The 12655-nt window shown below is 66.3% G+C and carries 14 protein-coding genes; 11 read left to right on the forward strand and 3 right to left on the reverse strand.

The features are described from left to right. Positions 1 to 14: 14 nt before the first annotated feature. Positions 15 to 1247 carry a (Fe-S)-binding protein gene (locus tag V6D91_RS10430; RefSeq protein WP_347320260.1) on the reverse strand — a complete coding sequence of 411 codons (1233 nt, stop codon included), beginning with the start codon at positions 1245 to 1247 and terminating at the stop codon, positions 15 to 17. 275 nt (positions 1248 to 1522) lie between these two features. On the opposite strand from V6D91_RS10430, the gene rplM reads away from it, so the two are divergent. Next, complete coding sequence (gene rplM / locus V6D91_RS10435; RefSeq protein ID WP_347320262.1) at positions 1523 to 1951, forward strand: 50S ribosomal protein L13; 429 nt, start codon at positions 1523 to 1525, stop codon at positions 1949 to 1951. Between the two features lie 15 nt (positions 1952 to 1966). Beyond that, complete coding sequence (gene rpsI / locus V6D91_RS10440) at positions 1967 to 2359, forward strand: 30S ribosomal protein S9 (RefSeq protein WP_347320264.1); 393 nt, start codon at positions 1967 to 1969, stop codon at positions 2357 to 2359. A gap of 96 nt (positions 2360 to 2455) precedes the next feature. Here rpsI and V6D91_RS10445 read toward each other — a convergent pair whose 3' ends face one another. After that, a complete protein-coding gene (locus V6D91_RS10445) occupies positions 2456 to 4474 on the reverse strand; it encodes a UvrD-helicase domain-containing protein (protein ID WP_347320265.1) in 2019 nt (672 codons plus the stop codon). 74 nt (positions 4475 to 4548) lie between these two features. Here V6D91_RS10445 and V6D91_RS10450 point away from each other — a divergent pair, with 74 nt between their 5' ends. The 8 genes from V6D91_RS10450 to recJ all read left to right on the forward strand — a co-directional run bounded on the left by V6D91_RS10450 (position 4549) and on the right by recJ (position 10814). Next, positions 4549 to 4938: a DUF2173 family protein gene (locus V6D91_RS10450; protein WP_347320267.1), complete on the forward strand. Its 390-nt coding sequence runs from the start codon at positions 4549 to 4551 to the stop codon at positions 4936 to 4938. Positions 4939 to 4955: 17 nt separating this feature from the next. Next, entirely contained in the window at positions 4956 to 5300 is a 345-nt protein-coding gene (locus V6D91_RS10455; RefSeq protein WP_347320268.1) for a DUF2173 family protein, read from the forward strand. 1 nt (position 5301) lies between these two features. Then, the gene (locus V6D91_RS10460; protein ID WP_347320270.1) at positions 5302 to 5652 is read left to right on the forward strand and encodes a DUF2173 family protein; all 351 of its coding nucleotides are present in this window, start codon (positions 5302 to 5304) and stop codon (positions 5650 to 5652) included. A 157-nt stretch (positions 5653 to 5809) separates the two neighbouring features. Continuing rightward, a complete protein-coding gene (ampD, locus tag V6D91_RS10465) occupies positions 5810 to 6427 on the forward strand; it encodes a 1,6-anhydro-N-acetylmuramyl-L-alanine amidase AmpD (protein ID WP_347320400.1) in 618 nt (205 codons plus the stop codon). A 19-nt stretch (positions 6428 to 6446) separates the two neighbouring features. Beyond that, entirely contained in the window at positions 6447 to 7364 is a 918-nt protein-coding gene (gene ampE, locus V6D91_RS10470) for a regulatory signaling modulator protein AmpE (protein ID WP_347320272.1), read from the forward strand. Then, positions 7364 to 8026: a histidine phosphatase family protein gene (locus V6D91_RS10475; RefSeq protein ID WP_347320274.1), complete on the forward strand. Its 663-nt coding sequence runs from the start codon at positions 7364 to 7366 to the stop codon at positions 8024 to 8026. Before ampE ends, V6D91_RS10475 begins: the two co-directional genes overlap by 1 nt. Continuing rightward, positions 8026 to 9060, forward strand: a complete 1035-nt coding sequence (locus V6D91_RS10480; RefSeq protein ID WP_347320276.1) for a hypothetical protein — start codon at positions 8026 to 8028, stop codon at positions 9058 to 9060. Before V6D91_RS10475 ends, V6D91_RS10480 begins: the two co-directional genes overlap by 1 nt. 2 nt (positions 9061 to 9062) lie before the next feature. Then, a complete protein-coding gene (recJ, locus tag V6D91_RS10485) occupies positions 9063 to 10814 on the forward strand; it encodes a single-stranded-DNA-specific exonuclease RecJ (RefSeq protein ID WP_347320277.1) in 1752 nt (583 codons plus the stop codon). A gap of 13 nt (positions 10815 to 10827) precedes the next feature. Here the strand turns inward: recJ and dacB are convergent, their stop codons facing one another. Next, positions 10828 to 12249 (reverse strand): D-alanyl-D-alanine carboxypeptidase/D-alanyl-D-alanine-endopeptidase, encoded by a 1422-nt coding sequence (gene dacB, locus V6D91_RS10490; protein ID WP_347320279.1) that lies wholly within the window; start codon positions 12247 to 12249, stop codon positions 10828 to 10830. An 84-nt stretch (positions 12250 to 12333) separates the two neighbouring features. Between dacB and V6D91_RS10495 the strand changes: the two genes are divergently transcribed. Then, the gene (locus V6D91_RS10495) at positions 12334 to 12648 is read left to right on the forward strand and encodes a pyrimidine/purine nucleoside phosphorylase (protein ID WP_347320281.1); all 315 of its coding nucleotides are present in this window, start codon (positions 12334 to 12336) and stop codon (positions 12646 to 12648) included. The last annotated feature ends 7 nt before the right edge of the window (positions 12649 to 12655 follow it).

Genomic DNA, 12655 nt, shown 5'->3' on the forward strand with positions numbered 1-12655 from the left:
CTACGGCTCGAACCCTACGCTACGCCCCCTGGATCAACCAGCGCCTCGGCCAGCAGACGCACCGGATGCACCACCTCGGCCCGCCGGTCCGCTTCCCGCAGGCCTGCGCCGAGGTGCATGGCACAGCCGACATTGGTGCTGCAAAGCTGGTCGGCCCCGAGCGTGCGGAAGGCTTCGATCTTCGGCGCACGCAGGGCATCGGCCTGCTCGGGGTGGGTGAGCATGTGGGTGCCCGCCGCACCACAGCAGCGGTCGTTGCCTGGCAGTTCTACCACTGAAAGCCCGGGGATCAGGCGCAGTAGATGCAAGGCGCTATCCGGCCGGCGCAGCACATTGCGCTGGGTGCAGGGCAGATGCACGGCCACCTGCCGCTCGATGGGGCGCAGGGCTGGAAGAGGGGATGGAACATGGCGCACGAGGAAGTCGCTCAGCTCGAACACCGGCAGGTCGGTGTGTTCCGCAAGCTGGGCCATGCACCCGCTGCTCACCCCCACCACCGCATCCAACCCTAGGGGCTGGAATGTGGCTTCCACGCCAGCGGCCATGGCCTGGCTGCGCGCGGGGTCGCCGCCATGCTGGTGCATGGCGCCGCAGCAGCCCTGGCTTTCAGGGATGGACACGTCATAGCCCCAGGCATTCAGCACGCGGATAGCCGCGCGCAGATTCTCCGCCTCGAACACCGGGCCCATGCAGCCGAGGAACAGACCGACGGCCCCCCGACGCGGGGCAGTGGCCGGATAGTCCGCCCGCGGACGGAAGACCGGGGCGAGGGGGGGGGCAAGGCGGGCGAGCCGGGCTAGGGGGCGCGGCAGAGGCAGGCGATCGAGGTGCAGGCGCTGGAGTAGGCGCAGCCATGTGCCAAAGAGGAGCAAGCGGGCTGGTCGCAGCAGCAACCCATCGCGCAGCCAGGTGATCCGGCGAGGGGCTGGGTGGAGGGGGGCGATGCGTGCCCGCGCGGCATCGATCAGCTGACCGTAGGGCACCTTGGAGGGGCAGATGCGCTCGCAGGCCCGGCAGCTCAGGCAGCGGGTGAGATGTTCGATGGTCGCCTCATCCGGCTCCAGGCGGCCCTGGTGCATGCCGAGCATCAGGGCGATGCGACCGCGCGGGCCGTCTGCCTCGTTGAGGGTCAGGGCATAGGTCGGGCAGTGCGGCACGCACATGCCGCACATCACGCATTGCTGCGTGGCGCTCAGGTCGTGTTCAGGGGCGGGGTTGGAGTGCATGCAGGCAAAGGTGCGGGACAAAAAGCCTTTATGCAAGATCAGAACAAACAGCGTTGACCCCTTAGGGGTTGGTAAGTATATTAGCGTTTACTGATTCTTGGTCAGTGCGGAGCATGGCTCCGATCTTCCTTTGGTGGTTTATTTGGCGCGGCCCGTCCGCGCCATTTTTTTGCCATGAGTGTGACGTGCGCTCTGCCGACCTACCCTGAACGGGGCGGTGCTTGTCATGCGCCGGGTCATGATGTATTGTACGCGACCTTCTGATATCTCTAGCGTCTTCCTTTGGAGAGACTGTAATGAAAACCTTTAGTGCGAAGCCGGCGGAGGTCAAGCGCGACTGGTACGTCGTTGACGCCAGTGGCAAGACCCTGGGTCGTCTGGCTGCTGAAATCGCCAAGCGCCTGCGTGGCAAGCACAAGGCCGAGTACACCCCGCACGTGGATACCGGTGACTACATCGTCGTCATCAACGCCGAAAAGGTGCAGGTGACCGGCAACAAGGCCAAGGACAAGATGTACCACCACCACACCGGTTACATCGGCAACCTGAAGTCCATCAGCTTTGAGAAGCTGATCGACAAGGCCCCGCAGCGCACCATCGAGATCGCCGTCAAGGGCATGCTGCCCAAGAATCCGCTGGGCCGTCAGATGTTCAGCAAACTCAAAGTGTACGCCGGTCAAGAGCATCCGCATGTTGCTCAGCAGCCGCGCGCGCTCGAACTTTAATCGGGAGTTTCAGGCATGGCTCTGAACCAGAACTACGGTACCGGTCGCCGCAAGACCTCCAGCGCCCGCGTCTATGTTCGTCCGGGCAGCGGCAACATCGTCATCAACGGTCGCCCGCTGGATGTCTACTTCGGTCGCCAGACCGCCCGCATGATCGTGCGCCAGCCGCTCGAACTGACCGGCCTGTCCGACAAGTTCGACATCCTGGTGAACGTCGACGGCGGCGGCAACAGCGGCCAGGCCGGCGCGATCCGTCACGGCATCACCCGCGCCCTGATGGAGTACGACGAGTCCCTGCGCCCCGCCCTGCGCAAGGCCGGCTTCGTCACCCGTGACGCCCGCGAAGTCGAGCGTAAGAAGGTCGGTCTGCGCAAGGCCCGCCGCGCGGTCCAGTTCTCCAAGCGCTGATTCGCCGTGGAGTCGCCCTTCGGGGCGCAGCCTGCGAGCCCCGCCTTGTGCGGGGTTCGTCGTTTCTGGGGCCCCGTGCCTGGTCGGTACACGGCTCTAGCCCCCGCCGAGCAGCGCCTTCAGGCCTTCGAGCTGGGCGCGGCCCTTGGTCTTTTTTTCCTCCGGGTCGCTCGCATCCGCGCGGCCTTCCCAGCGCAGCAGATGGGGTGGGATTTCCTCGAGGAAGCGGCTCGGTTCGCTGTCCACCCATTCGCCGTAGCGTTTGCGTTTGCGGGTTAGGGTGAAGGTCAGGCTCTGTTGCGCGCGGGTGATGCCGACGTAAGCCAGCCGGCGTTCCTCTTCCAGTTTCTCCGGATCCAGGCTCTCGCGGTGGGGCAGGAGTTCCTCCTCCATGCCGATGATGAACACGTGCGGGAACTCCAGGCCCTTGGCGGCGTGCAGGGTCATCAGGCGCACCTGGTCGCCGGCATCACTCTCGTTCTGCCTCTCGAGGATGCCCATGAGGCTGGCACGACCGGCCAGCTCCTGGATGTCGAGCGCATCCTCCCCTGAGGCCAGCTTTTCCAGCCATTCCAGCCAGTCTTCGACATTCTTCCAGCGGCGCTCGGCCTGCTTGGGCGTGTCGGAGGTGTCCTTCAGCCAGTCCTCGTAGCCGATGTCCTGCACCAGCTGGCGCAGTGCGGCCAGCGGGGCGTGCTCGGCGGCCTGGCGCAGGCCGTCCAGCCAGGCGGTGAAGCGTTGCAGGCGCTCGAAGGAGCGCTCGCCGAGCTGCTGCGACAGGCCGAATTCGCGGCTCGCGGCATCCAGTGACAGGTTGCGTCCCTGCGCGTAGGCACCAAGTTTTTCCAAGGTGCCTGCCCCGATCTCCCGGCGCGGGGTGTTGACCACGCGCAGAAAGGCGGTGTCGTCGTCCGGGTTGGCCAAAAGGCGCAGGTAGGCGGACAGGTCACGGATCTCGCTGCGCTCGAAGAACGATTGTCCGCCGGTGATGTGGTAGGGGATGGCGTGCTGGCGCAGCGCGCCTTCCAGAAGGCGGGCCTGATGGTTGCCGCGATAGAGAACGGCGTAATCGGCGAAGTTGGTGCGATGCCTGAATTTGTGTTGCAGGATCTCGACCGCGACGCGCAGGGCTTCGTCGTCGGCATCCTTGCAGAGGATGGCGCGCAGCGGCTCACCCTCGCCGAGGGCGCTCCACAGGTTTTTCTCGAACTGCTTGCTATTGTGGCGGATGAGGGCGTTGGCCGCCTTCAGCACGGTGTTGACTGAGCGGTAGTTCTGTTCGAGCTTGATGACTTTGAGCGTGGGGTAGTCCTGTGCAAGAAGGCTCAGGTTTTCCGGCCGCGCGCCGCGCCAGGCATAGACGGACTGGTGGTCGTCGCCCACCGCAGTGAGGTTGGCGCTCACGTCCAGCAGGTGGCGCAGCAGGGCGTACTGCGCGGCGTTGGTGTCCTGAACCTCGTCCACCAGCAGGTAGCGCACCTTCTGGCGCCACTTGGCGCGAATCTCTGGGTGTTCGGTGAACAGGCGCACCGGCAGGGCGATCAGGTCATCGAAGTCGAGGGCGTTGCTGGCCCGCAGCTGGCGCTCGTAGGCTTGATACAGACGGGCGGCATCCTGGTCCTCGTCGGTCCCAGCGCCCGCCATGGCCTCCTGCGGGGACAGTCCCTCGTTCTTCCACAGGCTGATGCGGTTGCGCAGCTCCTCCACCTGGGCCTTGTCCGGCAGCTTGGAGAGCTCGCGCAGCATGGCCAGTTGGTCCTCCGCATCGAGGATGGAAAAGCCGGGGCGCAGTCCGGCGGCCGCGTGCTCGTGCTTGAGGATGGTCAGACCGAGGGTATGGAAGGTGGAGACATGCAGTCCCCGCCGCTCCTCGACCGAGAGCATCTTGCCAACCCGCTCCTGCATTTCCCGCGCCGCCTTGTTGGTGAAAGTGACGGCATAGACATGCCGCGCCGGTACCTGCAGCCCGCGCACCAGGTGGGCAATCTTGGCGGTGATGACCCGTGTCTTGCCCGAACCCGCGCCCGCCAGCACGAGCAGGGGGCCGTGGGCATGCAGCACGGCCTCCCTCTGGGTGGGGTTCAGCGTGGCGAGAAGATCGTGTTGATGGGTCATAAGAAATTTTCTAATCCGGACATCGGATCATCGTCTAACTTCCTGAACACAGGCTCCAGCGCAAGGAGGGGACAATGACCATCAATTACAGTCTGATTGACGAACTCGCCAAGTTGCCGGGCGTGGTGGCGGCGGGAGGGTTCACCTACCGTGGGGACCAGAAAGTCTATCGCGGCCAGTTGAGCGATGCTGAGGCCGAATCCATTGCCACGGCGGCCCGCGCCACGCTCGAGACCATGCGCATGCAGGGGGACATCCTGAAGATGTTCACCACCGTGTGCTCTCCTGGTGTCACTGAATGCGGGCTCGAAGGCGGCAAGGGCTTCGCTGTCCGCGGCCCCCTGCGAACCATATGCGTGGTTTCCAACGCCTTTTGCATCCTCGACCACCAGAAGGCCTCCGTGACCCCCATCCTGCGGCTGATGCTCGAGCGTCAGGCCGATGCCCCTGATGTGCTGATCTGACTGGAAGGAGATCCACCATGAATGAACAGATTCTCTCACGTGTTCCGGGCGCCGTGGCCTATTTCGCCTATTCCGCCGACGGCAAGCTGATCGACAGCGTGACCAGTGACCCGGGGCGGCTCGACCAGGGGACGCTCGACCTTCTGGGTCACGTCTGTGTCGCCAACCGCGCCATCGCCAATATGGAGGCGCGCGGCTGGGAGGGGATCAGTGACGTGACCGGTTTCTATCCGGTCGAGGGCTTCGTCTATGTCGGGGTGAACCTCTCCGTCGTGTCACGCGGGGATCGCGCCTTCGTGCTCGACAACAAGGGGGGCGATTACGAGGCGGCCCACAAGGTGCTGGTCGAGTTGGAGAAATGACATGCTGGAACCAATGCTCGAACTCCCCGGTGTCGTCGCCACGGCTCAATTCAAGGATTGCGTCACGGCCGACCTGATGGAAGCCCACGGAGCCCTGGACAAGGCCACCCTGCAGATGCTCGCGCGCTTCGCCTATGACCACAAGCGCATGACCCAAGGCATGGTGGACGTCTTCGGCATGTTCAAGCCCACCTGCTGTGCTCGGGACTGGACCCCGCAACTGGGGTGGGTCGTGCGCGGCAAGACGCGCTCGATCTGCGGCTGGGCGGGGCTGGTCTGCGTCATCGACAATGACAAGGCAAGCCTCAACCAGGTGCTGAAGAAGCTCGGTGAGATCGCCTATCTCATCTGAACCGCGCGGCAAGAGGGCGGGGTAGGGGCCATGGAGACGGCTCCTGCCCCGTTCCGTTTTGTGCGGGCGCTGGCGTGATAATCTTGGCGGCCGGGTGAAGGCTTCGGCCTCTTCCCATATCCCTGCCACTCGCACCACGCATGCCCCGCTCCCCTTGATTGCATCAGACCTCCTTGTTCAAGCCGGCTGGCTTCCGGCGGCCCACAGGCTCCCCTCCCCCCACTGCGACGAGCGGCCGCCGGGGGTGGGGCCGGAGCTGGTCGTGGTCCACGGCATCACCTTGCCGCCGGGGGAGTTCGGTGGGCCTTGGATCGATGATCTTTTCCTTGGCCGGCTCGATCCGGCCGCCCATCCTTACTTCGCCGCCATCGCTCATCTGCGGGTATCGGCGCACCTGCTCATCCGGCGGGATGGGGCCGTCACTCAGTACGTCCCTTTTCACCTGCGCGCCTGGCATGCCGGTGCCTCGATGTTCGGCGGGCGGGAGCGTTGCAATGACTTCTCCATTGGGATCGAACTGGAGGGCACGGACGAAGAGCCTTATGCCGAAGTCCAGTACGAGCGCCTGGCGGAGGTCATCCATGCCCTGAAGAAGGTTTATCCGACCCTCACCGCCATCGCCGGGCATGAAGACATCGCCCCTGGGCGCAAGACCGATCCCGGTCCGGCCTTCGACTGGCCGAGATTGGCGCATGCGCTTACACGGCATGGGGTGATGGTTCAGGAAGGTCGGCGCTGGGCGAGTGAGGCCCGCTTGGTCATAATGACCGCGTGAATCCCGGAAGGTTGTCACCATGCTTCTGCTTGCCACCCTGATCGCCCTGTTCGCCGAGCGCCTGGCCCCCCGGCTTGCCGAGCGCCGCTCGCTGGCCTGGTTCGATCGTTATGCCGGAGCCCTGGCCGGGCGCCTGACCGTGCCCGGCGGGTTGGCCCTGACCGTGCTGGTCGCCCCTTGGGCGCTTTTGGCCGTGGCCGTACAGTCGCTGCTGCACGGCGTGCTCTGGGGCCTTCTGGAGCTGGCCTTCAGCGTGCTGGTCCTGTTCCTGGCCCTGCGGCCGGGGAGCGTCGATCCGGCGGTCGATGGCTATGTTGCCGCGCGCGAGAAGGGGGAGGACGGTGCAGCTCGCCACCATGCAGAACACCTGCTGGGGGGGGCGGCCCCTCAGGCGGTCGAGGACGAGGTTCGAGCCGTGGCCGACACCCTCCTGATCGAGGCCAACGAGCGCTGGGTCGCCCCCTTGCTGTGGTTTGTCCTGCTCGGCCCCCTCGGTGCGGTGGTCTACCGGCTGACCGCCCACGTCGAACAGCAGAGTGAGGCAGGGAGCCTGCGCGAGGCAGCACGCTTGCTGCGCGTCGCGCTGGACTGGCTGCCTGCGCGCCTGCTCGCGGGTATGTACATCCTTTCCGGCAGCTTCGAGGAAGGGCTGAATGCCTGGCGGCAGAGGGGGCAGCTGTCCGTCGATACCCCGCGCGAGGCATCGGCCGCCTCCCGGGCGCTGGAACTCGAGCAGGCCAACCGCGACCTCCTGCTGCGCGTCGGGCGCGCTGCCCTGCGCACCGAGGAGTACAGCGTGACCACCGAGATCAGCGAGGCCGGTGACATCGAGGCCGACGCCAGCATCGTGCGCGCCGCACGTGGGCTGGTGCTGCGCTCGCTGATTGCCCTCGTCGCCATCATCGCCCTGCTGACCCTGGGCGGCTGGATCGCCTGATGGCCAGGCTTGATTTGTTGCGTCACGGCGAGCCCGTGGGCGGCCCCCGCTATCGTGGGGATGGTGTGGACGACCCCCTGACCCCCGAAGGGCTGGTCGCCATGTGGCGGGCGGTCGAGGGCGGGGTATGGGACATCGTCATTAGCTCGCCTTTGCAGCGCTGCCGGACCTTTGCCGAGGCCTATGCCGAGAAGAGTGGGCTGCCCTTGGTCATCGAGCCGCGCCTGCGCGAGATCAACCTGGGCGTGTGGGAGGGCCTCAGCCATGAGGAAGTGCAGACCCACTGGGCCGAGGCCTATGCCGCCTACAAGCGCGACATCGTCACCGGCATGCCCTACGGTTCCGAATCGGTGCTCGCCTTCATGGAGCGGGTGCGCGAGGCGCTGGACGAGTTGGCCGCGCGCCATGCAGGCCAGCGGGTGCTGGTCGTCTGCCATGCCGTGGTGATGCGCGCCTCGCTCGCCCTGGCCCTGGACGCGCCGCCCCAAGTCCTCAACCGCATCCGCGTGGACTACGCTGCCATGCTGCGCCTGCGCCACGTCGTGGAAACCCTCCCAAGCCACCCTCCTGTGGATTCCGCGGAGCGATCCAATGAGACACCAGGCATGGTGGTGCGCTCGCGCTGGGCGTTCGAGGGCCTGATCAATCCCTCTCCCCTCTGATGGCGGCCCTCACCCTCTTCGTGCCGGGACTCTTGGGCCCGTGGTCCGCCGAGGCCAACCCACCTCAGCCCCATGCCCCCGCCCTGCGGCGCATGCTGGCCCGCGGCGACCGCCTGCCGGTCGAGCTCCTCGGCTTTGAAGGCGCCCTCGCGCGGCTATTTGGTCATCAGGGCGAGGACCTGCCCTGGGCCGCACTCGGCCTGTGGGGCGAGACCGGCCAGCGTCCCGAAGGCTTTGTCCTGCGCCTCGACCCCGTCCACCTCAAGCTCGGCATGACCGACGCCATCGTCTTCGGCGGCCCCTCGCTGCGGCTGTCCATGGACGAGGCGCAGGCCCTGGCGGCCTCGGTCGAGGCCCATTTCAGCGAGCTTGGCTGGCGCCTCACCGTCGCCGCCCCCGAGCGCTGGTACCTGCAAGCCCCACAGGCCTTTGACCTCGTCACCACGCCCCTGACCCGCGCCCTGCGCCGGGACGCCGGCCTGTTCAAGCCGGGCGGGGCGGACGCCCCCCGCTGGCTCGCCTGGCTGACAGAAATCCAGATGCTGCTGCATGCGCATCCCGTGAATGAGGCGCGGGAGGCCAGGGGGCTGCCGATCATTAACCATCTTTGGCCTTGGGGCGCGGGGTCCATTCAAGGGTTGCCTGCGGACTTCACCCTCACCCCCAGCCCCTCTCCCATCAAGGGAGAGGGGGGTATGGTGGTCTTTGCCAACCACCCCCTCGCCCGAGGCCTGGCCCTTGCCTCGGGCTTACCGTTGCACGAGGTGCCCGAAACCTTTGCAGAACTGCCCTTGCCACCTTCCGGCGATGTTCTGGTCGTGCTTGATGAGGCCCTCTGGCCCTGGCTTTCGGGGGATATGGAGGACTGGCAGGCGACGGTCGAGGGGCTGGAGGCTCGGTGGTTTGCGCCGGTGTGGAGAAAGCTGGTCTGGCGCGGCGTCGAGTCATCGGTGTTGGAGTTCGCCACTCATCAGCGCTGGATATTGAAACCGATTCACCGCTGGCGGGTGTGGCGGCGTACAGGGAGGGTTTGAGCATGCGTGCGCACCGCCTGATCCGCCGCCGCGAGGTGGCCGTGCCCCCGGCCTTGTCATCCGTCCACCCTGTGCTGGCGCGGGTCTTGGCGGCGCGCGGGATCAGCTCGCCGGATCAGTTGGAGCTGGCCTTGAACCGCCTGCACTCGCCCAAGGCCCTTTCAGGGATCGAGCAGGCCGCAAGCCATCTTGCCGATGCCATCGAGGGGCAGGCGCGGCTGTTGGTGGTGGGGGACTTTGATGCCGACGGGGCGACGAGTACGGCACTGTGCCTGAGGGTGCTGCGCGCCTTCGGGGCCAAGGATGTGCATTACCGGGTGCCGAACCGCTTCGAGGATGGTTACGGGCTGACCCCGGAGATTGTCGAGGCGGTGCGCCCCCTTGGTGCCGAGCTTTTGCTGACGGTGGACAACGGGGTCACGGCGCTGGCGGGGGTGCAGGCGGCGAGGGATGCGGGGATGCGGGTGGTGGTGACCGATCATCACCTGCCGGGGGCGGAGTTGCCGTTGGCGGATGCCCTGGTGAATCCCAACCTGCCGGGCGATGGCTTCCCGAGCAAGCACCTCGCCGGAGTGGGGGTGGCGTTTTATGTCCTCTCGGCCCTGCGCGCGGAGCTTGGACGGCGTGGCTGGTTCGAGCGGCGGGGCATGGAGGCACCGAACCTCGCGCGTTACCTCGATCTCGTGGCGCTCGGCACGGTGGCGGACGTGGTGCCGCTGGATCACAACAACCGGGTGCTGGTGGAGCAGGGATTAAGAAGAATGCGCGCCGGGCAGGCGGTGCCGGGCATTCTGTCCCTGCTTGCGGTCAGTGGGCGGGATTTTCGCCGGGTGGTGGCGGGCGATCTGGGGTTTGGTGTCGGCCCGCGCCTGAATGCGGCAGGGCGCATGGAAGACATGTCGATTGGCATCCAGTGCCTGTTGGCCGAGCAGCCCGAGGTGGCGCGCCGCTTGGCGGAGGAGCTGCATCAGCTCAACACCCAGCGGCAGACGGTGGAGGCGGAGATGCAGCAGCAGGCGCTCGCCATCCTCAAGCAGTTGCATGAGCGGCTGGATGCCGACAGCCTGCCGCGTGGGGTGTGTCTGTTCGATGCGGATTGGCATCAGGGGGTGATCGGCATTCTCGCCTCGCGGATCAAGGAGCGCCTGCACCGGCCGGTGATCGCCTTTGCGCCGGATGGCAACGGTGGCATCAAGGGGTCGGCACGCTCCATCCCCGGCCTGCACCTGCGCGATGCGCTGGAGGAGGTGGATGCACAAAACCCTGGCCTGATCCAGCGCTTCGGCGGGCATGCCATGGCGGCGGGTTTGCAGCTTCCCGAGCCGCATTTCAAGGACTTCGCCCTGGCCTTCGATGAGGTGGTGCGGCGCAAGGTGGCGGACGAGGACTGGCAGGGGATCCTTTTGACCGACGGGCCGCTGGAGCCTTGTGAGATGACGCTGGAGCTGGCCGAGTTGCTGCGCTATGCCCAGCCCTGGGGACAGCACATGCCGGAGCCGTTGTTCGATGATGTGTTCCGCGTGCGCGAGCGGCGGCCGATGGGGGCGGCGGGAAACCACTGGCGCTTCGTGCTCGAGCACCGCGCGGGTGGCACGCCGTTCGAGGCGGTGCTGTTCAACACGCAGGCCAGTGACCTGCCACCTGGTGACTGGTGGCGGGTGGCCTTCAAGCTGGATGTGAACGAGTTTCGCGGCAACCGCCGCCTGCAGCTGATGCTGGAGCAGGTGGAGGCCGCGCCGGCGGCGGCAGGCTGAGTCCGGGAGGGCGTCAGGGCTGCTCGTAAACCCACTTCAGGATGGCGTCCTGCACCCTGCTGCCGATGCCATTGTGCACCCCGGGTTCGTTGTGGAGCACGACTACCGCATAGGCGCGGCCGTTACGCGAGAGCATGTACCCCGCGATGGCGCGCACCCCGTTGAGCGTGCCGGTCTTGAATTGGGCGCGGCCCTTGATGTCCTCGTTGCGCAGCCGCTTGCGCACGGTCCCGTCGACCCCGACGATCGGCAGCGAAGTGGTGAACTCCAGCATGGTCGGTCCGTGGTAGACCTTCATCAGTAAGTCGCCGAGGTGGCGGGCGTTGATGCGTGTCTCCCGTGACAGCCCCGAACCGTTGCCGAGCACGAACTCGGGCCACTTCCAGCCCTGCCTCTCCAGCCAGTAGTCGACCGCCCGCGAACCCTTCTCGAGCGTGGCGGGTGGCCCGAACTGGGCGGCGCCGACAGAGAGCAGCAGCTGGCGGGCCATCACGTTGCTGCTCTGCTTGTTCATCGGGATGATGACCTCGGCCAGCGGGCGTGAGAGGAAGACGTCGAACAGCACAGCCTGGGGCGGAAGTGGCCCGACCCGCCCCCCGCCATCGAAGCTGCCGCCCAGCTCCTTCCACATGGCGCGGAAGGCCCCGAGCAGCATGTCCTGCGGTTCGGCCACCACCCGGTAGAACTCCCGTCCGCCGCACTCCGGCGCGTACTGGCCGGCAAACTCGATGACCGGCCCCTGCGTCGAGGGACGGACATCCAGGGTGAGGTTGTCCTGACAGCCCTTGCCCTTGGCCGGCTTGACCCGGTTTTCGATCCGCACCCCCGCCACCGGCGGGTCGGTGAGGATGTTCAGGCGCCGAGTGGCCGGGTCGGGCTGGACGATGAGACGGGTCGCGCGCTGGTTCAGCAGCAGGGCATCGGGTAGGGCGTTGTAGGGGGAATAGGGCTGGCCGTCGAAGGCCGCTGGGTCTTCCGGGGGCAGGCTGAAGAAGGTGTTGTCCAGCACCAGATCGCCGTGGATGGTGTGCAGGCCCCGCTCGCGCAGCCGTTGCAGCAGGGCCCAGAGATCCTCGGTCAGGAACATCGGGTTGCCGTAACCCTTGAGCACCAGGTCGCCCTGCAGTACACCCTGGTTGATCGGCTGGGTGACGTAGGTCTCGGTCGGCCAGGTGTAGCCTGGGCCGAGCACGTCCAGCGCGACAGCCGTGGTGACCAGCTTCATGACCGAGGCCGGGTTTTGCGGCAGGTCGGCGTTCCAGGCCAGCACGGGCCGGTCGCTGTCCACCGCCTGTACCCAGACGGAGAGGCTGTCGCGGTCAGCCTTGTGGCGGGCCAGCACCTCTTCCACTTCGGGGGGAAGGTGGGCCGCGCCGGCAGCCTGAGCGAACGGCAGGAGGAGGCTCAGGGCGAGGGTTCGGAGCAGGGCGGGCATGGCGATCTTCATGAGTGGAAACTCTAGCCGTAGGCAAACAAACAGGCTAGTCTTGACGGTTTGCATTTTTTGCCGGAGTCCGCCATGAGCGAGCGCATTGAGAATGTTACCCTGAACCGCAAGGCCAACATCTATTTCGACGGCAAGGTGGTCAGCCACGGCTTCACCAAGGCCGACGGCCAGAAGGCCACCCTGGGTGTGATCTTCCCGGGCAGCTTCCGCTTCAACGTGCAGGCGCCCGAGCTGATGGAAATCATCGCGGGTTCGTGCCGCGTCAAGGTCGGCGAAGGCGAATGGGCGACCTATGGCGCCGGCCAGAGCTTCAACGTCCCGGAAAACGGTTATTTCGACATCGAGGTGCTTGACGGCACCACCGAATACCAGTGCACCTTCGGTTGAACCCTGG

Origin of the sequence: Thiofaba sp. EF100 (assembly GCF_039822285.1) — a bacterium.
Classification (GTDB): Bacteria; Pseudomonadota; Gammaproteobacteria; order Halothiobacillales; family Halothiobacillaceae; genus Thiofaba.

Coding starts and splice junctions, on each gene's coding strand:
- V6D91_RS10480 (WP_347320276.1), top strand. CDS start 8,026: ATGGCGGCCCTCACCCTCTTCGTGCCGGGACTCTTGGGCCCGTGGTCC.
- rpsI (WP_347320264.1), top strand. CDS start 1,967: ATGGCTCTGAACCAGAACTACGGTACCGGTCGCCGCAAGACCTCCAGC.
- V6D91_RS10455 (WP_347320268.1), top strand. CDS start 4,956: ATGAATGAACAGATTCTCTCACGTGTTCCGGGCGCCGTGGCCTATTTC.
- rplM (WP_347320262.1), top strand. CDS start 1,523: ATGAAAACCTTTAGTGCGAAGCCGGCGGAGGTCAAGCGCGACTGGTAC.
- dacB (WP_347320279.1), bottom strand. CDS start 12,249: ATGCCCGCCCTGCTCCGAACCCTCGCCCTGAGCCTCCTCCTGCCGTTC.
- V6D91_RS10450 (WP_347320267.1), top strand. CDS start 4,549: ATGACCATCAATTACAGTCTGATTGACGAACTCGCCAAGTTGCCGGGC.
- V6D91_RS10445 (WP_347320265.1), bottom strand. CDS start 4,474: ATGACCCATCAACACGATCTTCTCGCCACGCTGAACCCCACCCAGAGG.
- recJ (WP_347320277.1), top strand. CDS start 9,063: ATGCGTGCGCACCGCCTGATCCGCCGCCGCGAGGTGGCCGTGCCCCCG.
- V6D91_RS10495 (WP_347320281.1), top strand. CDS start 12,334: ATGAGCGAGCGCATTGAGAATGTTACCCTGAACCGCAAGGCCAACATC.
- V6D91_RS10475 (WP_347320274.1), top strand. CDS start 7,364: ATGGCCAGGCTTGATTTGTTGCGTCACGGCGAGCCCGTGGGCGGCCCC.
- ampE (WP_347320272.1), top strand. CDS start 6,447: ATGCTTCTGCTTGCCACCCTGATCGCCCTGTTCGCCGAGCGCCTGGCC.
- V6D91_RS10460 (WP_347320270.1), top strand. CDS start 5,302: ATGCTGGAACCAATGCTCGAACTCCCCGGTGTCGTCGCCACGGCTCAA.